The 20,570-nt window shown below is 70.0% G+C and carries 15 protein-coding genes; 10 read left to right on the forward strand and 5 right to left on the reverse strand.

Features of this window, described 5'->3' with window-relative positions; all coding sequences use genetic code 11:
* Window positions 1–85 precede the first annotated feature (85 nt).
* Together FV234_RS02030 and FV234_RS02035 are read left to right on the forward strand one after the other, a co-directional pair.
* On the forward strand, window positions 86–1,279 hold the full coding sequence (locus FV234_RS02030; RefSeq protein ID WP_147827942.1) for a CaiB/BaiF CoA-transferase family protein: 1,194 nt from the start codon (window positions 86–88) through the stop codon (window positions 1,277–1,279).
* A gap of 84 nt (window positions 1,280–1,363) precedes the next feature.
* Complete coding sequence (locus tag FV234_RS02035; RefSeq protein WP_147827943.1) at window positions 1,364–3,460, forward strand: 3-hydroxyacyl-CoA dehydrogenase NAD-binding domain-containing protein; 2,097 nt, start codon at window positions 1,364–1,366, stop codon at window positions 3,458–3,460.
* 188 nt (window positions 3,461–3,648) lie between these two features.
* Here the strand turns inward: FV234_RS02035 and FV234_RS02045 are convergent, their stop codons facing one another.
* The 4 genes from FV234_RS02045 to FV234_RS02060 are packed head-to-tail and all read right to left on the reverse strand — an operon-like array spanning window position 3,649 to window position 7,514.
* Complete coding sequence (locus FV234_RS02045; protein WP_147764895.1) at window positions 3,649–4,431, reverse strand: SDR family oxidoreductase; 783 nt, start codon at window positions 4,429–4,431, stop codon at window positions 3,649–3,651.
* 4 nt (window positions 4,432–4,435) lie between these two features.
* The gene (locus FV234_RS02050; RefSeq protein WP_147764894.1) at window positions 4,436–5,203 is read right to left on the reverse strand and encodes an SDR family NAD(P)-dependent oxidoreductase; all 768 of its coding nucleotides are present in this window, start codon (window positions 5,201–5,203) and stop codon (window positions 4,436–4,438) included.
* Window positions 5,204–5,208: 5 nt separating this feature from the next.
* On the reverse strand, window positions 5,209–6,270 hold the full coding sequence (locus FV234_RS02055; RefSeq protein WP_246685601.1) for a phosphotransferase family protein: 1,062 nt from the start codon (window positions 6,268–6,270) through the stop codon (window positions 5,209–5,211).
* The gene (locus FV234_RS02060; RefSeq protein WP_147764893.1) at window positions 6,267–7,514 is read right to left on the reverse strand and encodes an acyl-CoA dehydrogenase family protein; all 1,248 of its coding nucleotides are present in this window, start codon (window positions 7,512–7,514) and stop codon (window positions 6,267–6,269) included. The genes FV234_RS02055 and FV234_RS02060 overlap by 4 nt, the downstream gene beginning before the upstream one ends.
* A gap of 361 nt (window positions 7,515–7,875) precedes the next feature.
* On the opposite strand from FV234_RS02060, the gene FV234_RS02065 reads away from it, so the two are divergent.
* From FV234_RS02065 to FV234_RS26025, 8 genes are all read left to right on the forward strand, one after another.
* Window positions 7,876–8,202 carry a phosphopantetheine-binding protein gene (locus FV234_RS02065; protein WP_147751770.1) on the forward strand — a complete coding sequence of 109 codons (327 nt, stop codon included), beginning with the start codon at window positions 7,876–7,878 and terminating at the stop codon, window positions 8,200–8,202.
* The gene (locus tag FV234_RS02070) at window positions 8,199–9,395 is read left to right on the forward strand and encodes a beta-ketoacyl-[acyl-carrier-protein] synthase family protein (RefSeq protein ID WP_147827945.1); all 1,197 of its coding nucleotides are present in this window, start codon (window positions 8,199–8,201) and stop codon (window positions 9,393–9,395) included. The genes FV234_RS02065 and FV234_RS02070 overlap by 4 nt, the downstream gene beginning before the upstream one ends.
* A 53-nt stretch (window positions 9,396–9,448) precedes the next feature.
* The gene (locus FV234_RS02075; protein ID WP_147827946.1) at window positions 9,449–9,988 is read left to right on the forward strand and encodes a MaoC family dehydratase; all 540 of its coding nucleotides are present in this window, start codon (window positions 9,449–9,451) and stop codon (window positions 9,986–9,988) included.
* Window positions 9,989–10,208: 220 nt separating this feature from the next.
* A complete protein-coding gene (locus FV234_RS02080; RefSeq protein ID WP_147827947.1) occupies window positions 10,209–11,561 on the forward strand; it encodes a TolC family protein in 1,353 nt (450 codons plus the stop codon).
* A gap of 203 nt (window positions 11,562–11,764) precedes the next feature.
* A complete protein-coding gene (locus tag FV234_RS02085) occupies window positions 11,765–12,487 on the forward strand; it encodes an HlyD family efflux transporter periplasmic adaptor subunit (RefSeq protein ID WP_147827948.1) in 723 nt (240 codons plus the stop codon).
* Complete coding sequence (locus FV234_RS02090; RefSeq protein WP_147827949.1) at window positions 12,484–14,619, forward strand: peptidase domain-containing ABC transporter; 2,136 nt, start codon at window positions 12,484–12,486, stop codon at window positions 14,617–14,619. Before FV234_RS02085 ends, FV234_RS02090 begins: the two co-directional genes overlap by 4 nt.
* A gap of 1,011 nt (window positions 14,620–15,630) precedes the next feature.
* Window positions 15,631–19,149, forward strand: coding sequence for a DNA polymerase III subunit alpha (gene dnaE / locus FV234_RS02095; RefSeq protein ID WP_147827950.1), 3,519 nt, complete (start codon window positions 15,631–15,633; stop codon window positions 19,147–19,149).
* Between the two features lie 146 nt (window positions 19,150–19,295).
* Window positions 19,296–19,439 (forward strand): hypothetical protein, encoded by a 144-nt coding sequence (locus FV234_RS26025; protein ID WP_187273551.1) that lies wholly within the window; start codon window positions 19,296–19,298, stop codon window positions 19,437–19,439.
* Between the two features lie 126 nt (window positions 19,440–19,565).
* Here the strand turns inward: FV234_RS26025 and FV234_RS02100 are convergent, their stop codons facing one another.
* Window positions 19,566–20,522, reverse strand: a complete 957-nt coding sequence (locus FV234_RS02100; protein WP_147762576.1) for a transporter — start codon at window positions 20,520–20,522, stop codon at window positions 19,566–19,568.
* Between the last annotated feature and the right edge of the window lie 48 nt (window positions 20,523–20,570).

The following is a 20,570-nucleotide window of genomic DNA, read 5'->3' on the forward strand; positions in this document are numbered from 1 at the left end:
ACATACCGGTTTTTCGAAACCGGAAGGCCGGGCGCGACGCCGGGCGGCGCTGCAGACGCGCCGAATTCAGGATCTGGAGGAACCGATGGAGCCGACGACGGAACAGGACCTGCCGCTGTCGGGCATCCGCGTCCTCGACCTGTCGCGCGTGCTGGCCGGCCCGTGGTGTGGACAGGTGCTCGCCGACCTCGGCGCCGACGTGATCAAGGTCGAGCATCCCGAGCGCGGCGACGACACCCGCGACTGGGGCGTCGCCACCAGCCCGGGCAACACCACCTATTTCGACAGCGTGAACCGCAACAAGCGCTCGCTCGGCCTCGACCTCGCGACCGAAGAGGGCGCGGACCTGGCGCGCAGGATCGCCGCCGGCTGCGACGTGCTGATCCAGAACTTCAAGCGCGGCGGCGCCGACAAGCTCGGCCTCGGCTACGCGCGCCTCTCGGCCGAGAACCCGGGCTTGGTCTACTGCTCGGTGGCCGGCTACGTCGGCGACGGGCCGGAGGCGGACCGGCCGGGCTACGACCTCGTGGTGCAGGGCGAGTCCGGGCTGATGGCGTTGAACGGCCGGCCCGAGGAGCCGCCGCTGAAGTTCGGCGTGGCGGCGGTGGACCTGTTCACCGGCCAGTACGCGGCGCAGGCGGTGCTCGCCGCGCTGCTGCAACGCCACCGCACCGGGCGCGGCCGCCACGTCGAGATGGCGCTCTACGATTCCGGCCTCAGCCTCACCTCCTATGTCGGCCTCGCGGCCCTCGCCCTCGGCCGCGATCCCGAGCGGGTCGGCAACGCCCACCCGGCGATCGTGCCCTACGGCGTGTTCGAGGCGGCGGACGGTCCCCTCGTGATCACGGTCGGCAACAACGGCCAGTATCGCCGCTTCTGCACGGTGATCGGCCGCGAAGACCTCGCCGCCGACCCGGACTTCGCGACCAACCTCGGCCGCTCGCGCCATCGCGCACGGCTCGCCCCCGAGATCGACCGCGAGCTCACCCGCATCCCGCGGGCGGCGCTGATCGAGGCGCTTCGCGCCGCGGGCATCCCCTGCGGCGAGGTCGCGGGCCTGCACGAGGCTTTCCGCTCCGAGCGCACGGCGCAGGCCGGCATGCTGCACGCGGGCCGCTCGCCCGTCCTCGCGCCGCCCTATCGCCTCGACGGCGACCGGCCGCCGGTGCGCCGGCCGCCGCCGAGCCTCGGCGAGCACACCGACGCGCTGCTCACGGAACTCGGCCTCGATTCGGAGCATATCGCGGACCTGCGGGCACGCGGCGTCGTCGCTGGCTGAGCCTCGCCGACAGGGCCGGACCCCGATCTCGAAAACGGCCGACGCCCGGAGCGAACCGGGCGCGGCGACGATGAGGAAGCCAGCATGACCGACACCCCGACCACCCTCCGCCGCGACGGCCGCATCGCCGTGATCACTCTGGCCTCGCCGCCGGTGAACGCGCTTGGCTCGGCCGTCCGCGAGAGCCTGCGCGACCGGATCGCGGAAGCGGGCGCGGACGAGGCGGTCGGCGCGATCGTGCTCACCGGTTCGGGCAAGCTGTTCTCGGGCGGCGCCGACATCACGGAGTTCGGCAAGCCGCCTCGCGGCATGGGCCTGGGTGAGCTGCTCGACATCATCGAGACCTCGTTCAAGCCGGTGGTCGCCGCGATCCACGGGCAGGCGCTCGGCGGCGGCCTCGAGCTTGCGCTCGCCTGCCACCACCGGGTCGCGACGCCCTCGGCCAAGCTCGGCCTGCCGGAGGTCAAGCTCGGCCTCGTGCCGGGCGCCGGCGGCACGCAGCGCCTGCCGCGGGTGGTCGGCCCGCAGAAGGCTCTGGAAATCATCACCTCGGGCCAGCCCGTCGGCGCCAAGGCCGCGCAGGCGATGGGGCTCGTCGATGCGTTGACCGGCGCGGACACGCTGGTGGCCGACGCGGTCGCCTTCGCCGAGCGCGTCCTGGCCGAGGGGCAGGCCTCGCCGCGCATCCGCGACCGCGACGACCGGATCGCCGAGGGTCGCGACAACCCCGGCCTTTTCGAGGCCTTCCGCAAGGCGAATGCGAAGAAGTTCCGCGGCTTCGAGGCGCCGGAGGGTTGCATCCGCTGCGTCGAGGCGGCCTGCAATAGACCGTTCGCGGAAGGCATGGCCTTCGAGCGCGAGACCTTCGAGCGGCTGATGCACGGCGCCCAGTCGATCGCCCAGCGCCACGTCTTCTTCGCCGAGCGCGAGGCCGCCAAGATCCCGGGCCTGGGCAAGGACACGCCGACCCGCGCGGTCGCCCGCGTCGGCATCATCGGCGCCGGCACGATGGGTGGCGGCATCAGCATGAACTTCCTCAACGCCGGCATCCCGGTGACGATCGTCGAGGCCAAGCCCGAGGCGCTGGAGCGCGGGCTGAAGACGATCCGCAGGAACTACGACGGCTCGGCCAAGAAGGGCCGCATCACCGCCGCCGACGTCGAGACCCGGATGGGGCTGCTCACCGACAGCCTCGACTTCGCCGACCTCGCCGCGTGCGACCTGATCATCGAGGCGGCGTTCGAGGACATGGACCTCAAGCGCACGATCTTCGAGAAGCTCGACGCCATCGCTAAGCCGGGCGCGATCCTCGCCTCCAACACCTCCTACCTCGACATCGACGTGATCGCCGGCATGACGAAGCGCCCGCAGGACGTGATCGGCATGCACTTCTTCTCGCCGGCCAACGTCATGCGGCTCCTCGAAGTGGTTCGCGGCGCGAAGACCGCACCAGACGTGATCGCCACCGCGATGGCCCTGGGGCGGCGGATCGGCAAGGTCGCGGTGCTGGTCGGCGTCTGCCACGGCTTCGTCGGCAACCGCATGCTGGAGCAGCGCCAACGCGAGGCCAACAAGCTGATCCTCGAAGGCGCCCTGCCGCAGGACGTGGACCGCGTGGTCGAGGGCGTCGGTCTGCCGATGGGGCCGTTCGCGATGAGCGACCTCGCCGGCCTCGACATCGGCTGGTCGGCCGAGACCTCGAAGGGCGAGAGCGTGCGCGACATCCTGTGCGAGCAGGACCGCCGCGGACAGAAGACCGGGCGCGGCTTCTACGATTACGACGAGAACCGGCAGTCCACGCCCTCGTCCGAAGTCGATGCGGTGATCCGTCAGGTGTCCGAGCGCAAGGGCATCGCCCGCCGCACCGTGACGGACCAGGAGATCCTGGAGCGCTGCCTCTATCCGATGGTCAACGAGGGCGCCAAGATCCTCGAAGAGGGCAAGGCGCTGCGGGCCTCCGACATCGATACGGTGTGGATCAACGGCTACGGCTGGCCGGTCTACACCGGCGGCCCGATGCACTGGGCCGACGCCATCGGCCTCGACACGATCCTGGCTCGGATGAAGGCTTTCGAAGCCGAGCACGGGCCGGAATTCACACCCTCGGCCCTGTTGGAAAAGCTCGTCGCGGAAGGCGGGAGCTTCGCCGGGTACGACAAGGCGGCGCGGAACGCAGGCTGAAAGCGCCACCCTCCAACCTTCGCGCGGCTGCGACTTCTCGGGTTGCCGAAGGTGCCGCTGGTCCCCTCTCCCGTTCGGGAGAGGGACAGGGTGAGGGGCGTGCCCTGTCCGGATCGACCTGACCCCACACCCCAACCCTCTCCCGAACGGGAGAGGGGGCCGCACCGGGCTTCGAGCGATCGTCTCTCTTACCCGATCGCCCCGCTGGCGATCGTCACGCCGCCATCCACCACGATCGCCTGACCGGTCGTGAACCGCCCCGCGGCGGAGGCGAGGAAGATCGCGGCGCCCGCGATCTCGTCCGGCTCGCCGATGCGGCGCAACGGGGCGCCCGAGGTCGCGGCTTCCAGAACCTTCGGGTCCTCCCAGAGGGCGCGGGCGAAGTCGGTGCGTACCAAGCCGGGGCAGATGCAATTCACGCGGACGTTGTGCGGGCCGTACTCGACCGCGTAGTTGCGGGCGAGCTGCATGTCGGCGGCCTTCGAGACGTTGTAGGCGCCGATCACCGGCGAGCCCTTGAGGCCGCCGATCGAGGAGACGATGACGATCGCGCCGTCCCGCCGGGCGATCATCGACGGCGCCACGAGCTGGATCAGCCAGTGGTTCGAGACGACGTTGTTCGACAGGATCTTCTGGAATTGCTCGTCCTTGATCTCGGCGAGCGGGCCGTAATACGGGTTGCTGGCGGCATTGCAGACCAGCACGTCCACTTCCCCGAATTTTTCGCGGGTTTCGAAGATCAGGCGGACGAGGTCGTCCTTCACCGAGATGCTGGCCGGCACCGCCATCGCGCGGCCCGCGCCGTGCGCCGCCTCGATCTCGGCCACGACCGCGTCGCAGGCCTCGCGCTTGCGCGACGACACCACCACCCGCGCCCCCTGCTCGGCCATGCGCAGGGCGATGGCGCGGCCGATTCCCCGGGACGAGCCGGTGATGACGGCGACCTTGCCGGTGAGATCGAACAGCGACATCGGATCATCCTCTCGCGCGTCTGAGCTTGGCCATGCCGCCGATCCAGCGGTCGTGGTCGTCGGCCTTGCGGCGCACGTACGCGGCGACTTGGCCGTGCGGCAGGATCAGGAATCGGCCCTCCGCGAGCCCCGTGAACGCCGCCTCGGCTACGGCGTCAGGGCTGAGCAGGCCGTCGCGCAGAGCCGGCTCGCGCGGGGAGGCGCCGCGCACCATCGCCGTGTCGACGCCCTGCGGACACAGCGCGGCGACGCGGATGCCGTGATCGCGATGGGTGATCGCCAGGTGCTCGCAGAAGCCGAGCGCAGCGTGCTTGGTGGTGGAATAGGTGGCGCTGCCGATCTGGCTGAGGAGCCCCGCCGCGGAAACCGTGGCGAGGAAGCTCCCGGAGCGCCGGGCGATCCAATCCGGCAGCAGCGCCCGCGCCGCGTGGACGTGGCCCATGACGTTGACGGCCCAGGCGCTGGCCCAGTCGGCTTCCGCTGCGGAGGCCGCGTTCTCGGGATCGGGATCGCGGAGCAGGATGCCGGCATTCGAGGCGTAGACATCCACCCGGCCGTGGTTGCGGATCGTGTGCGCGACGAGGTCGGCGACGCTCTCGGCCTCGCCCACGTCGCAGGTCGCGGGCGTGCCGCCGACCTCGGCCGCGGTCTCGGCAGCGCCGGCCGCATCGATGTCGGCGGCGACGACCGTCGCGCCGTCCGCCGCGAACCGCGCGCAGAGGGCGCGGCCGATGCCGCCCGCAGCGCCGGTAACGACGACGATCCGAGCCATCGCGGTCAGGCCCCGGCCTTCACGGCGAAGGACCAGGCCGCGTCGGCGAGCTTGGGGACGCGGGCCGCCATGTCGGCGGCGTGGTCGCTCGCGGCGGTGCCGGCCTTCATCCGCCCGGCGATGCCCTGCAGGATGCCGACCAGGCGGAACAGGTTGTAGGCGAAGTACCAGTTCAGGTCGGGCAGGCCGTCGCGCCCGGTCTCGCGGCAGTAGAGCGCCACCGCCTCCGCCTGCGCCGGGATGCCGAGGCTCCCGAGGTCGAGGCCGCCGAGCGCGCTGCGCCCGTCCGCCGGCAGCACCCAGTGCATCAGCAGGTAGCTGAAGTCGGCGAGCGGATCGCCCAGCGTCGAGAGTTCCCAATCGAGCACCGCGGCCACGCGGCCGCCCGAAAAGATCATGTTGTCGAGGCGGTAGTCGCCGTGGACGATTGAGACGCGGTCCTGCTCCGGCACGGTCCGCGGCAGCCACGCGATCAGCCGCTCGGCCGCCTCGAGCCGGTCGCCCTCGGCGGCGCGGTACTGCCTGGTCCAGCGATCGACCTGGCGGGCGAAGTAGTTGCCCGGCCGCCCGTAATCGCCGAGCCCGATCGCGGTGTGGTCGGTCTGGTGCAGGCGCGCCAGTGTCGCGATCATCCCCTCGTAGACGCCGCGCCGTTCCGCCGGCCCGAGGTCGGGCAGGGCCGCGTTCCAGTGCACCGCGCCCTCGACCGCCTCCATCACGTAGAAGGCCGCGCCGATGACGCCGGCATCCTCGCACAGCGCGTCGGCGCGGGGCACCGGGAAGCCGGTGCCGTGCAGCGCCCGGATCAGGCGGTATTCGCGCTCGACCGCGTGCGCCGAGGGCAACAGCGGGCCGAACGGCTTGCGTCGCAGCACGTAGGCCCCGCCCGGCGTCTCCAGCCGATAGGTCGGGTTCGATTGGCCGCCCTTGAACTGGCGCAGCGCGAGCGGGCCGCGAAAGCCCGCCACGTGCCCGGCCATCCAGGCCGACAGCGCGGCCTCGTCGATCCGGTGGCGCGGGTCGACCGGCTTGGTGCCGGCGAAGGCGGCGTCCCCGGTCTCGCTCACGCGGCGGGGCCCGCGTTGCTGTGCCGGGCGAATTCCAGGCGCGCGATCGAGCGGTTGTGCACCTCGTCCGGTCCGTCGGCCAGCCGCAGGGTGCGGACGTGGGCGTAGGTCCGCGCCAGGTCGAAGTCGTCGGAGACGCCGGCGCCGCCATGGGCCTGGATCGCGTCGTCGAGCACCTTCAGCGCGATGCGCGGGGCGGCGACCTTGATCATCGCGATCTCGAGCTTGGCCGCCTTGGCGCCGACCTTGTCCATCATGTCGGCGGCCTTCAGGCAGAGCAGCCGCGTCATCTCGATGTCGATGCGGGCTTCCGCCACCCGCTGCTCCCAGACCGACTGGTCGGCCAGCCGCTTACCGAAGGCGGTGCGCGAGAGCAGGCGGCGCACCATCGCCTCCAGGGCGGCCTCGGCCGCGCCGATGGTGCGCATGCAGTGGTGGATGCGCCCCGGCCCGAGGCGGCCCTGGGCGATCTCGAAGCCGCGGCCCTCGCCGAGGATCAGGTTCTCGGCCGGCACGCGCACGTCGCGCAGGATCACCTCGGCGTGGCCGTGTGGGGCCTCGTCGTAGCCGAACACCGAGAGCATCCGCTTGATCTCGACGCCGGGCGCGTCGAGGGGCACGAAGATCTGGGATTGCTGTTGGTGGCGCGGCGCGTCGGGGTCGGTCTTGCCCATGACGATCGCGACCTTGCAGCGCCGGTCGCCGACGCCGGTGGACCACCACTTGCGGCCGTTGACGACGTAGTGGTCGCCGTCGCGGCGGATCGAGGTCGCGATGTTGGTCGCGTCCGAGGAGGCGACCTCCGGCTCGGTCATCAGGAAGGCGGAGCGGATCTCTCCGGCCATCAGGGGCTTGAGCCAGCGCTCCTTGTGCATCGCGCTGCCGTAGCGGTGCAGCACCTCCATGTTGCCGGTGTCGGGCGCCGAGCAGTTGAACACCTCCGAGGCCCACGCGATCCGGCCCATCTCCTCGGCGCAGCGCGCGTAGTCGAGGTTGGTCAGCCCGGCACCCCGGAATTCCTCGGTGTCGTGCTCGGGCGAGGGCGGCAGGAACAGGTTCCATAGGCCGGCCGCGCGCGCCTTCGCCTTCAGGCCCTCGATCGCCTCGGAGGGCGCCCAGCGGTCGGGCACGGTCTGCGCCGTCTCGGCCTTCACGGCGTCGAGCGCCGGGTAGACCTCGGCGGCCATGAAGTCGCGCACGCGCTTGAGCCAGCGCTCCTGCGTCGAGGACGGGGAAAAATCCAATGCTTCCACTCCCTGGGCCCGCCGACGTCATCGCGCGGCTGGGCGAAGGGACCGTACTCCCGCTTCGAATCGGGCGACAAGCCCCGACCGGGCCAGGCCTGAAAGATCGCGCCGGCCGTCTGCGACGGCGGCCCGGACCGGACGTGCGGTCCGTCGCAGGACGCAACCGCAAGGCGATCTCGGCGGACCGAAGACACGGCGTCAATCTTAATATTGGATGTTAGAAGCCCGAACACTATGCTGCAAACCAATCGGTGAAATTTACTATGGAACCGACCAATTGCCTATGGTTCGCCAAATTGCTTGCTCGCGAAACCCAGATCAGGAAGAAAGATGCTGTGTTTCAAATACGGGGGCCGTCATGATCTCTTCCGCCGCAGTCGTCACCACCAATCCCGCCGCCATCGATGCCGTCGCCGCGGCCGGCGCGGACGACGTCGAGGTCCGCCTGTTCGAGATCTTCCGCAAGTACCTGAAGGTCGAGGACGTCCGCTGGGACAGCGCGACGACGATGGAGGAGGCGCAGATCGACTCCCTCGACCTCGTCGAGGTGATCTTCGAGATCGAGGACCAGTTCGGCGTCGAGGTGAACTTCAACGCCAACGCCAAGCCCGCCGCCGAGACCACCTTCGGCGACGTGGTCGGCCTGATCCGCTCGGCCCTCGCGGCCAAGGCCCGGAGAGCATGAGCGCCGTCGTCGTCACCGGGCTCGGCGTCGTCTCGCCGAGCGGGCTCGACCTCGAGACCTACTGGGCGAACCTGATCGCGGGCCGCCCGAACTTCACCGTCGCCCGCGCGCTCCCGGATGCGAACCTGGTCGTCGCGGCGATCGACGAGGGGACGGCGTTCGCCGACCTCCCGATCTCCGTTCCGGGCGCATGCGACCGCAACGCCGTGCTGGCGGTGGCCGCCGCCGGCCGCGCCCTCGCGGACGCCGGCATCGCGCCCGGCTCGGTGGCGCCCGAGCGCATCGCGGTGATCCTCGGCAACGGCGGCGGCGGCCTGACCAGCCTCGACACGCAATACGAGCGGCTCTTCGCCGAGAAGAAACGCCCCCATCCGTTCTCGGTCGTGCGCGCGATGGGCAGCTCCTCGGCGAGCTGGGTCTCGATCGCCTACGGCGCGCAGGGCCCGTGCTTCGTCCTGGCCAGCGCCTGCGCCTCGGCCACCCACGCCATCGGCGTCGCCGCCCAGCTCGTGCGCAGCGGCGTCGTCGACGTGGCGATCACCGGCGGAACCGAGGCGCCGCTCTCCGCCGGCACGCTGCTCGCCTGGAACGGCATGAAGATCATGAGCCGAACAGGATGCCGTCCGTTCTCGCGGGACCGCGACGGCCTCACCGTCGGCGAGGGCGCGGGCGTCGTCATCCTGGAGCGCGAAGAGCATGCGCGGGCGCGGGGACGCGTGCCGCAGGTAGCCGTCGCGGGCTTCGGCTCGGGGGCCGACGCCGGCGACATCATGGCGCCGACCGCCGACGGCATGGTGCGCGCGATGCGGGCCGCTTTGACCGATGCCGGCCTGTCGCCGGCCGACATCGCCTACGTCAACGCGCACGGCACCGGCACGCGGGCCAACGACCTCACCGAGGTCGCGGCGATGCGGACCGTCTACGGGGCGGGACGGGTGCCGCCGGTCTCCTCGACCAAGGGCACGACCGGGCACGCCCTGGGCGCGGCCGGGGCGCTCGAAGCGGTGGCGACGGTGCTCGCCATGACCCGCTCGGAGGCGCCGCCGACGGCGAGCCTAACCGAGCCGGACCCCGATCTCGATATCGACGCGATCCCGCTGCGCTCCCGGGCGATGCCGATCGGCGCGGCCATGTCGAACTCCTTCGCGTTCGGCGGCCTGAACGCCTGCCTCGTTCTGCGTCGGGTGACCTGACGCGGGGCGCCCCACGACCACCCCTGCCTGCCCATAAAACCACGGCCCGTTCGATGATCGAGACCCTGCTGGACCGCGTCGCCGCCCCTCCGGTCGCCGACGCCCGCGACACCTTCCTGGCGACGCTTCGCATCCGCGTCGGCGCGCGGATCGGCGCGTCCGCCTGGACCCTGGTGGACCAGGCGCGGATCGATCGCTTCGCGGCGGCGACCGACGACCACCAGTTCGTCCACGTCGATCCCGTCCGCGCCGCGGCCGAGACCCCGTTCGGCGGGACCGTGGCGCATGGCTACCTGACGCTGTCGATGCTCGGCGGCGCCCTCGGCGACGTGCTGCCGGCCGACCCCTGCGTGCGGGCGGTGCTGAACCTCGGCGCCGAGAAGGTGCGCTTCGTGACGCCGGTGCGCGTCGATTCCCGCGTCCGCGCGGTCTTCACCCTCGACGGCGTCAGCGCGCTGCCGGGGCACCGGGCGGCGCTCCGCCTCGGGGCGACGATGGAGGCGATCCAGCCCGGCGAGGCGGAGGCGCGGACGGCGTTGACCGCCAGCCTGACGCTGATGCTGGTCTTCGCCGACGAGACCGGTCGCGCCTGAGCACGGCCTGCACGCGCGCCAAACGGCGTTTGTCTCGGGCGTCGTCCTGCAGGAGGGTCTCTGCGCAGCATTCTGTCCCATTTCTGGACGCATACCGGCATTCGAAAGCCGGCGGCGAGTATTGCGCGCTATTCCCGCTCCGGCCTTCACGGCAATTTAACCACGACGACGCATGGATCAGGAGGACATTCTTACCTTGTAGAGCGGTCGGACTATCGGGATGCGGATCGGATCGACAGGCGGAAAGGCGGGCGCCCCCCGAGGTGACACCGCCGCGCGGATCGGACGGACGCTCCTGTGCATACTGTTCGCCGCCGGCGCCCTCGGCGCGGCCGGGGCCAGGGCCGAGACGATCGGCGAGACCATGGAATGGGCGCTCCGGACGAGCTTCGACCGCAAGGCGGACGACGAGCGCCAGGCGGCCCTCGAAGCCCGGCTGCTCAGCGGCTACGAGGCCTTCCTGCCGACCATGGGCTACTCGATCACCCGCCGCCTCGACAGCAAGATCAAGTACACCCCCGATTTCGCCTCCGATCCGCTGATCGGCGGCAGCGACACCCTGCAGCGATGGCAGCCCAACACGTCGGGCTTCCAACTGAGCCTGCCGCTGTTCGACGGGTTCAAGCGCTACAACGAGCTGGAAGCGGCCCGCAGCGCGACCGAGGCCGGGCGCGGCCTGCAGGACGCCAAGGCGCAACAGATCCTCCTCGACACCGCGAGCGCCTACCTCGCCGTCCTGCGCGACCGCGAGATCGTCCGCCTGCGCGAGGCGGCCATCGCCGACGTGGCGAAGGTGGCCCGCAGCGTCGCCCTGCGGCGCGAGGTGCACGACGCCACCAACGCCGAGGCCGCCCTGGCCGATTCGCGCGTGCTCGCGGCCACCACCAACCTCGAGCAGGCGAAAGCCAGCCTCGTCACCTCCGAGGTCGAGCTGGCGCGGCTCGCGGGTCCGACCGCCAACCCGAGCGGGCTGCCGTCGATCCCCAACAGTCTGTTGCCGCAGTCACTGGACGAGCTGCAAAGCATCCTGGTCGCCGCCAACCCGACGCTGATCGCGGCCCGCCTCGACGCGACCTTGGCGGACTACCTCGCCCGGGCCTCCTACGCCCAGTTCCTGCCGCAAGTAAGCCTGGAGGTGACGCACGGGCGGCGCGGGCCGGCCTCGTTGACGCCGTACCGGGTGCTCGAAACCTCGACGATGCTGCAGACCATCATCCCGATCTACCAGCCCGGCGAATTCGGTAACGTCGCCCTGCAGCACGCGGCGGCCCGCCAGAAATCCTATGCCGCGCAGGACCTCGAGAACACGCTGATCGCCCAGGCGACGAGCGCGTTCAAGCAGCGCCGCTCGACCATCGTGCAGGTCGCCCAGGCCGACCAGCGCGTCCGCAAGATCTCCCTCGCCGTGCGCGGCCGTCAGATGGAGCTGCAGATCGGGTCGATGACCGTGGTCGACGTGCTCAACACCGTCGCGGAGCTGGCCGACGCCCGCGTCGCCAAGATCAACCTCGAATTCGCCCGCGACCGCGCGACCTACGCCCTCGCCGCGGTGATGAACCGCCTGCGCGCGTAGAAGCCGGACAGCACGCGGCCGTCAGGCATCTCGTCCTGCGGCCGGTGCCACCGTGAGGCGGCCACCGTCGGATTCACAGCCTCGACGGTGCGTGCCGCGCCATCGGGCGACGATCGGCGGGACCAAGACTGCGCGCCATCGCCGAATCGAATCGGCTCGCCTCAAGCGTCTCCGCGCTGAAGGCCTACCTCAAGCTCGGCGACGTGACCCGCGACGTGGTGATCGCGCAGGAGCGCATCCGGCAGGACTACACCCGCCAGCTCCTCGACGTGCGCCTGCAGGTGTCGCAGCTCGCCTCGAGCCAGATCGAGCGCCGCCGCACGGTGCAGCAGAACAAGATGGCCAACGCCAACGAGCGCGCCCAGCTCGGGCGGGCGCTGGCCGAGCTCGAATCGCGGATCGAGCGGGCGCGCTCCGCCATCTCCACGGACGTGATCGTCGGCATCGACGGCCGCATCGCGGCCCTCAACGTCCGCGAGGGCTCCGACGTGCGGGTCGGCGACACGCTGGCGGCGCTGGGCGACCCGGACGCGACCTTCACCATCGGCCTCCAGGCGCCCTCGAAGACCATGGGCCTGCTCGCGATCGGGCAGCGCGTCGTGCTGAAGTACGACGCGTTCCCCTACAAGACCTTCGGGATCAAGCACGGTCGGATCATGGCGATCGGCCGGCAGCCGATGAGCATCCCGAAGGAGGACGACCCGGGCGCGATGCTCGACGTGTCGCTGGCCAAGGCCGGCCCGCGGCCGCCGCCGCAATCGAAGTACCTGATCGAAGTCGAGCCCGAGGACAGGACGATCGAGGCCTACGGCGCCGAGCGGCCGATCCTGGTCGGCTCGACGCTGAGCGCCGACGTGGTGGTCGAGCGCCGCCGCCTGATCGACTGGGTACTCGATCCGATCTTCGCGATGAGGGGACGAACATGAGCATGCCGTTCGTCTCCGACAAGCCGAAGGTACGCACCCTGCTGCAGAACGAACAGCAGGAATGCGGCCTCGCCTGCATGGCGATGGTGGCCAACGCCTACGGCCACAACGTCGACTTGCCGTACATGCGCTCGGTCCACCAGATCTTCAAAGGCGGCATGACCGTCGCCAAGCTCTACGGGCTCGCCGGCACCTTCGGCTTCGACGCGCGCGCGCTCGGCGTCGAGAACTCCGACGACCTCGTCGGCCTCAAGCTTCCGGCGATCCTGCACTGGGAGGGCCGCCACTACGTGGTGCTCGACCGGATCTCCCGCGGCAAGTACGTCATCCACGATCCGGCGGTCGGGCGGCGGGTGTTCTCCCGCGCCGACTTCGACAAGCACTTCTCGGGCGTCGCCCTCGAGTTCCAGCCGCGCGTCTCTCTGGAGAAGATCGTCTCGAAGGACGGGCTCTCCCTCTGGTCCATCATCACGGCGACCGGCGGGTTCCGGGCGACGTTCTGGAAGGTGCTCTCGGTCTCGATCGCGGTGGGCCTGCTGGCGCTCGCCTCGCCGATCCTGCTGCAGGTCTCCCTCGATTTCGTCCTGCCGCAATCGGACCTCGACCTGCTGGCGATCATCGCCGTCGGCCTCGGGGCGATGCTGATCTTCGAGGCGGTCGGCAACTGGTTGCGCGACATGCTGATCCTGCGCGCCTCGATCGGCATGCAGCTGCAGTTCTCGCGCTCGGTCGTCGGCCACGGCCTGCGCCTGCCGCTGCGCTACTTCGAGGCCCGGCACCCCGGCGACTTCGTCACCCGGCTGAACTCGGTCGACCAGGTCAAGGCCTTCGCCGCCGACGGCATGGTGCGGTCGCTGGCCGACACCAGCGTGTCGGTGATCTCGGTCGCGCTGATGTTCTACTACTCGGTCGGCATGACCATGATGGCGCTGGCGACCCTGGCGCTGGCGATCGGCATGCGCACGCTGTTCCTGCGGCGCACCCGCGAGGCCACCACGGAGGCGCTGACGGCGAAGACCGACGAGGTCTCGACGCTGCTCGACGGGCTCGACCGCATCCAGATCGTCAAGGCCCACAACGTGGCCGGCCGGATCGAGCAGCGCTGGTTCGAGAAGCTGTCGCGCTATGCCGGGCGCGACTTCATCTCCCGGCGCCTGCAGGTCGACACCCAGCTCGCCGTGCACATGGTCGTCATCGTCGGCACCGTCGCCACGCTCTACGCGGGCGTCACCGCCGTGCTGCTCAACCAGATGACGATCGGCATGCTCTACGCGTTCTTCGCGCTGCGCGGCACGTTCTTCGCCATGGTCGACACGCTGACCACCAACCTCATGCATCTCACCGTGATCAAGTCGCACGTCCGCCGCCTGGAGGACGTGATCCAGAACGAGCCGGAGGCGTCGGCGAAGTCGACGGTGATCCGCAAGGCGATCCGCCGCGACATCGAGATCCAGGACGTGGCGATCTCCTTCGGCAGCGAAGAACGGCCGGTGGTGCGGGCGGCCAACCTGCGGATCGACGTGGAGGCCGGCGAGCACATCGCCATCGTCGGCGAATCCGGCTCCGGCAAGTCCTCGCTCCTCAAGGTCATCGCCAGCGTGGCGCAGCCGACGAGCGGATCGGTCCTCGTCGACGGGCAGTCGCTCAGCCGGTTCGGCGCGATGGAGTACCGCGCCAACCTCGGCGTCGTCTTCGCGGAGGACGGCCTGTTCACCGCGACGGTCGCCGAGAACGTCAGCCTGTTCGACCCGGACATGCCGATGGAGCGGATCCGTCAGGCGCTGTCGATCGTCGGCCTCGACGCGGAGATGGAGGCGCTCCCGCAGGGCATCGCGACCATCGTCGCCAACAACAACTCGCTGCTCTCGACCGGCCAGCGCCGCCGCGTGCTCGCCGCCCGCGCGATCTGCCGACAGCCGCGCCTGATGCTGTTCGACGAGATCACCGCCAACCTCGATGCGGCCACCGAGAAGGACCTGCTCGAGAGCCTGTGCCGGCTGCCCGGGGGCAAGATCTTCGTGACGCACAGCGACCGCGTCCTCGCCTACGTCGACCGCGCCTACCGCCTCGAAGGCGGCGTGCTGAAGCCGATGGACCTGTCGAACACGTCGGAGAGCCTGAAGATCGCCTGATCCGACGGCCATCGACGAGACAGCCAAGCATCCGAGGGTTTCGATCCGAGACCTTTGGCGATCTGCGATTGCAAAAATTTGTAGATCCCTAACGTACGTAAAGGTCTGCCCAACGGAACGGTGGCATTCGTGGCGGGCCGGAGTTGCGTTGTCACTCCGGTTGCACCTTCGCCGGGTCAATGTCCCCCGACCTTCCGGCGAAGGTGCATACCGTTCCGGTCGCGGCGAGGCTCCCCGGCCCGTCGCTCCGTCGCGGTCCCCGGATGCGGAGTGCCCTCGTGTCGGAGCCGGTGCCAGCACGCTTCCCGATCGACGAGGACGCCGCGGCGACCACGATCATCTGCGCGCTGCTGCTGGTCGAAGGCTTCTTCCTCCTTGCCTGCCTGCTCTACGTGTAGCGCTCCGGCCCGAGAGCCACTTCGGCGTCGATCGCGCACGGCGGGCGGTGACTCCGCGGGGAACGCTCCGCCAGCCCAACCCGCGCCTTCATCCTGAGGTGCCCGCGCCAGCGTGCCTCGAAGGAGCCCTCGATGGATCGTGCGCAGACTTGAGGCTTTCTTCGAGGCTTCCGCTTCGCGTCCGCACCTCAGGATAAGGTGGTGGGTGGAATCGGTGGGATTCCGGACCAAGGATGCGTTCGTAACGCTTCGCTAACCAAGTCGATACGTCGAACGAGCGCACGCTTTACATAGAACAAAACAGGAACAAAATACGGTCATCGAAACGGAGTGACCGACATGCTCAAGCGGATGGTTCTGGTCGGCGTCGCGGAGTTCATGGCCTTCGGGCTGCTCGCGGTCGCGGTGGCGGGGTGGGCGGTAGCCTTGGCGCCGATCCGTTGACGGCGGCTCGCCGGCACAGGTTGCCGGCGCGCCCGTGCACAGGAGAATCGGTCGCAGACCCAGCGTCCCAAACGCCACATCGGCGGTGGATATCGGAGATCGCAGCGCGCCAGCCATCGACTCCTGCGGCCGAAGGACGGATTCCTGGGGCACCCGCACAAGGACCGTCATGGCGCGCCAGCTCAAGGAGGTCGGATTCGTCCACCTCCACGTCCACTCGTCCTATTCCCTGCTCGAAGGCGCCCTCAAGGTCGGCGACATCGTGAAGTCGGCGCTGGCCGACCATCAGCCGGCGCTCGCGCTCACCGACACCAACAACCTGTTCGGCGCGCTGGAGTTTTCCGAGAAGGCCGCCGGCGCCGGCATCCAGCCGATCGCCGGGATGCAGCTCTCGGTGGCGTTCGAGGCGATCGACCCGATGGCACGCGCCGCCAAGCCTCCCGGCAGCATCGTGGTGCTGGCCCAGGACGAGGTCGGCTACGGCAACCTGCTGCGGCTGGCGAGCCGCGCCTACTTCGACACCAACCTCGGCGACGCGCCCTGCGTGACCGCCGCCGCTCTCGCTGAAGCGTCGGACGGGCTGATCGCGCTCACCGGAGGCTTCACCGGGCCGGTCGACGCGGCCTTGCGCGCCAACCGCCCCGACCTCGCCGAGTCGCGCCTCGCGGCGCTGCGCGCGACGTTCGGCGAGAGCCGGCTCTACGTCGAGTTGCAGCGCCACGGCCTCGACGACGAGCGCCGGATCGAGGCCGAGCTGCTGCGCATGGCCGACCGCGACGGCCTCTCGATCGCCGCCGCCAACGAGCCGTTCTTCGGCAAGGCGGGCGATTACGACGCCCACGACGCCCTGCTCGCCATCGCCGACGGCCGCGTCGTCTCCGACGACCGCCGCCGCAAGCTCACCCGGCTGCACGGCTTCAAGACCCGCGCGGAGATGGCCGAGCTCTTCGCCGACCTGCCGGACGCCCTGCAGGCGACCGTCGAGATCGCGATGCGCTGCGCCGTCCGCGTCCGCACCCGCAAGCCGATCCTGCCGAACTTTTCCCGCGTCGCGGCGGGTGAGGCGGCCCCGAGGCAGGACACGCTGGCCGAGGCCGCGCCTGGCGTGCCGGCCGAGGTCGCCGCCGACGAGCCGACCGAGCTGCGGCGCCAGGCCGAGGCCGGCCTCGAGCTGCGCCTGCGGCAGCACGGGCCGTGCGAGGGCTTCACCGAGCAGAGCTACCGCGACCGCCTGGCGTTCGAGCTCGACGTGATCGTCGGGATGAAGTTCCCCGGCTACTTCCTGATCGTGTCCGACTTCATCAAGTGGGCCAAGGACCACGACATCCCCGTCGGCCCCGGCCGCGGCTCGGGCGCGGGCTCGCTCGTCGCCTACGCGCTCCTGATCACCGACCTCGACCCGCTGCGGTTCGGCCTGCTGTTCGAGCGCTTCCTCAACCCCGAGCGCGTCTCGATGCCGGACTTCGACATCGACTTCTGCGTCGAGGGGCGCGAGCGCGTGATCCAGTACGTGCAGGAGCGCTACGGCCACGAGCAGGTGGCGCAGATCATCACCTTCGGTACGCTACAGGCGCGCGGCGTGCTGCGCGACGTCGGCCGCGTGCTCGAGATGCCCTACGGGCAGGTCGACAAGCTGACCAAGCTCGTGCCGCAGAACCCGGCCAACCCGGTGACGCTGGTCCAGGCGATCGAGGGCGAGCCCAAGCTGCAGCAGGCGATGGAGGAAGAGCCGGTCGTCGCCCGGCTCATGGAGATCGCCAAGAAGCTCGAGGGCCTGCATCGCCACGCCTCGACCCACGCGGCCGGCGTCGTCATCGGCGACCGGCCCCTGGAGCAGCTGGTGCCGCTCTACCGCGACCCGAAGACCGGGATGCGCGTGACCCAGTTCAACATGAAGTGGGTCGAGGCCGCGGGCCTCGTGAAGTTCGACTTTTTGGGCCTCAAGACGCTCACCATGCTGCGGTGCTGCACCGACCTGTTGGCGCAGCGCGGTGTGATCGTCGACCTCGCGGCACTGCCGCTGGACGACGAGAAGACCTACGCGCCGATGGGCCGTGGCGAGACGGTCGGCGTGTTCCAGGTGGAATCGGCCGGCATGCGAAAAGCGCTCTGCGAGATGCAGGCCGACCGCTTCGAGGACATCATCGCGCTGGTCGCCCTCTATCGGCCGGGCCCGATGGCCAACATCCCGGTCTATTGCGAGCGCAAGCTCGGGCGCGACGCCGGCAACGAGGCGACGTGGTATCCGCACCCCAAGCTGGAGCCGGCGCTGAAGGAGACCTTCGGAATCATCGTCTACCAGGAGCAGGTGATGGAGATCGCCAAGCTCCTGGCCGGCTACTCGCTGGGCGAGGCCGACATGCTCCGGCGCGCCATGGGCAAGAAGATCCGCGCGGAGATGGACGCCCAGCGCGAGCGCTTCGTGAAGGGCTGCATCGAGGGTGGGCTGACCAAGCCCAAGGCCAACGAGATCTTCGACCTGCTGGCGAAGTTCGCCGATTACGGCTTCAACAAGAGCCACGCGGCCGCCTACGCCCTGCTGACCTACCAGACCGCCTACCTGAAGGCGAACTATCCGGTCGAGTTCCTCGCCGCCGCGATGAACCTCGACATGGACAACACTGACAAGCTCGCCGAATTCCGGCAGGATGCGCAGCGCCTCAAGATCGTCGTCGAGCCGCCCTCGATCAACACGTCCGGCGTCACCTTCGAGGTGCATGAGGGCCGCATCCGCTACGCGCTGGCCGCGATCAAGGGCGTCGGCCGCGAGGCGGTGAAGTCGATCGTCGAGGCGCGCGGCGAGCGGCCGTTCGAGGACCTCGCCTGCCTCGCCCGCCGGCTCAACCCGCGTCACGTCAACAAGCGCACCCTGGAGAGCCTGGTGGCGGCCGGGGCCATGGACGGCATCGAGCTGGATCGCGCCCGGGCGTGCGCCGCGGTCGAGCCGATGATGAAGCTCGCCCAGGGCGCGGCCGAGGCGGAGACCGCCGGCATCAGTGACATGTTCGGCGGCGTCACCTCCACCGACGTGAGCCTGCGCATCCCGGCCTACGAGGGCTGGCCGATGGCCGAGAAACTGAAGCGCGAATACGAGGCGATCGGCTTCTTCGTCTCGGGCCATCCCCTCGACGAGTATCAGGACCTGCTGGGCAAGCTCCGGGTGCAGAGCTGGGCGGAGTTCTGCCGCTCGGTCCGCGCCGGCACGTCGAGCGTCGGCAAGGTCGCCGCCTCGGTGCTCGATCGCTCGGAGCGCCGCACCAAGACCGGGAACAAGCTCGGCATCGTCACGCTCTCGGACCAGACCGGGCATTTCGAGGCGATCATCTTCTCCGAAGGCCTCGGACATTACCGCGAGATCCTGGAGCCGGGCCAGCCGCTGGTGCTGCAGCTCCAGGCCAACCTCGAAGGCGAGGACGTTCGCGCGCGGATCCTGGCCGCCGAACCCCTCGACGCTGCGGTGGCCCGTTACCAGAAGGGCATGCGGATCTACCTGCGCGACGAGGGTCCGATCGGCGCCGTGCAGCAGCGCCTCGCCATGCGCGGGGAGGGCGAGGTCTCGCTCATCCTGCTCCTCGACGGCGGCGGGCGCGAGGTCGAGATCAAGCTGCGCGACAAGTACCAGGCCACCCCGCAGATCGCCGGGATGCTGCGCGCGGTGCCGGGCGTGGTGCAGGTCGAGGTGAACTGAACCGCGCCGCCACTGGCGTCGCGTTCACGATCCGCAAACCACGTTCGACGGGAATCGCCCGGACACCCGGCCGGGGTGCGCTGGCGCAACTTCGTCAAAACCAAGCGATCCTACACAGCCTCGCTTAACCAAGCGGGACAGGGTCGATGCGGACGAAGGTGGTGCTGGCGCTGACGGTGGTCGTCTACCTGACGACGGGCCGGGCTCCGGGCTTGCGCGAGATGCGCAACCCGGATGCGGAGCATGGCGGCGGGCGCGTCACCATCGCGCTCAAGCGCACCTGGGTCTGAGGAGGCGCCGCGACGCTCGACGTCGGTCGGAACGAAAAAAGGGCTCCTCCCATCCGCCGCGGCGGCATGGGAGGAGCCCTTTTTGCTGCGCGGGCTTCGCGAACGAAGCCCGCACCGACGTCGATGTCAGTACTTGCGGACGAGGGGGGTCGGCGCGGGGGCCGGGGCTGCGACCGAGTAGAGCGGCGCGATCAGGCGGATGAAGCCGTCGGTGGAGTAGTTGTCGCGGGTGCGGCCGTCGAAGGTGGCGTAGGTGGCCGAGGTGACGACGTCGCGGGCGACCATCAGCTGGGCGGTGAAGACGCCGAAGTCGTAGCCGATGAGGCCGCCGAGGGCGAAGCGGCCGCCGCGGCCGACGATGGCCGAGTTGCGGCCGACGTTGACGGTGCCGTAGCCGACGGCGCCGATCTCGAACTTGCCGAACTTCTTCGTGGCGGTGAGGTCGAGGTTGAGGGCGTCGGAGATCACCTGCGGGCCGAGGAAGGCGCCGACGCGACCGTCGAAGCGGCCGGGCGAGTCGTAGAAGTTGCCGGTGAGGTTGGCGGTGAGGTTGTAGCCGTCTCCGGTGTAGCTGACGGCGAGGCCGGCGCGGTAGGTGTTGGAGGCGAGCTGCGGCAGGACGGGGGTGACGCCACCGAGCGAACCGCGGTCGCCGTTGAGGTCGTTCAGGTAGGCGCCGCCCAGCACGCTGACGCCGACGTTGCCGCCGAGGTCGAACGCCCAGATGCCGCCGACGAAGGTGCCGACGTTGATCGAGATGTCTTGGTTGGGGACGCCCGCCCGGTTGCGGGTGAAGGCGAACACGGTCGGGGGGGCGACGAGCAGCTCGACGCGGCCGCCGAACGGCACCAGCGGGGTCGACCAGACCAGGACCGGGATGTTGATCGCGGTGTCGGCGCCGAAGGTGGCGTCGGGCCGGCGGTAGATGAAGGTGTTGATCGCGTAGACGCCCTCGGGCAGCGGCGCGCCGGTGGCCAGGCCGACCTGCTCGCCGGGGATCGTGGTGGTCTGGGCGAAGGCTTCCGTCGCGGTCACGCCGACCGAAAGCATCACCGCTGCTGCGGCAAGCCAGTTCTTGATCATTTTCTCGTTCCTTCCCAAGGATTTCCGCGCTTCGTCCCGCCGCCTCTG

This window comes from Methylobacterium sp. WL8 (genome assembly GCF_008040045.1).
GTDB classification, from domain to species: Bacteria; Pseudomonadota; Alphaproteobacteria; order Rhizobiales; family Beijerinckiaceae; genus Methylobacterium; species Methylobacterium cerastii.

What these genes read in the sequence shown, in the direction of transcription:
- FV234_RS02045 (WP_147764895.1), bottom strand. Translation starts at nt 4,431, where the DNA reads ATGTCGCTGTTCGATCTCACCGGCAAGGTCGCCGTCATCACCGGCTCG.
- FV234_RS02050 (WP_147764894.1), bottom strand. Translation starts at nt 5,203, where the DNA reads ATGGCTCGGATCGTCGTCGTTACCGGCGCTGCGGGCGGCATCGGCCGC.
- FV234_RS02065 (WP_147751770.1), top strand. Translation starts at nt 7,876, where the DNA reads ATGATCTCTTCCGCCGCAGTCGTCACCACCAATCCCGCCGCCATCGAT.
- FV234_RS02070 (WP_147827945.1), top strand. Translation starts at nt 8,199, where the DNA reads ATGAGCGCCGTCGTCGTCACCGGGCTCGGCGTCGTCTCGCCGAGCGGG.
- FV234_RS02075 (WP_147827946.1), top strand. Translation starts at nt 9,449, where the DNA reads ATGATCGAGACCCTGCTGGACCGCGTCGCCGCCCCTCCGGTCGCCGAC.
- FV234_RS02100 (WP_147762576.1), bottom strand. Translation starts at nt 20,522, where the DNA reads ATGATCAAGAACTGGCTTGCCGCAGCAGCGGTGATGCTTTCGGTCGGC.
- FV234_RS02080 (WP_147827947.1), top strand. Translation starts at nt 10,209, where the DNA reads ATGCGGATCGGATCGACAGGCGGAAAGGCGGGCGCCCCCCGAGGTGAC.
- FV234_RS02035 (WP_147827943.1), top strand. Translation starts at nt 1,364, where the DNA reads ATGACCGACACCCCGACCACCCTCCGCCGCGACGGCCGCATCGCCGTG.
- dnaE (WP_147827950.1), top strand. Translation starts at nt 15,631, where the DNA reads ATGGCGCGCCAGCTCAAGGAGGTCGGATTCGTCCACCTCCACGTCCAC.
- FV234_RS02090 (WP_147827949.1), top strand. Translation starts at nt 12,484, where the DNA reads ATGAGCATGCCGTTCGTCTCCGACAAGCCGAAGGTACGCACCCTGCTG.
- FV234_RS26025 (WP_187273551.1), top strand. Translation starts at nt 19,296, where the DNA reads ATGCGGACGAAGGTGGTGCTGGCGCTGACGGTGGTCGTCTACCTGACG.
- FV234_RS02030 (WP_147827942.1), top strand. Translation starts at nt 86, where the DNA reads ATGGAGCCGACGACGGAACAGGACCTGCCGCTGTCGGGCATCCGCGTC.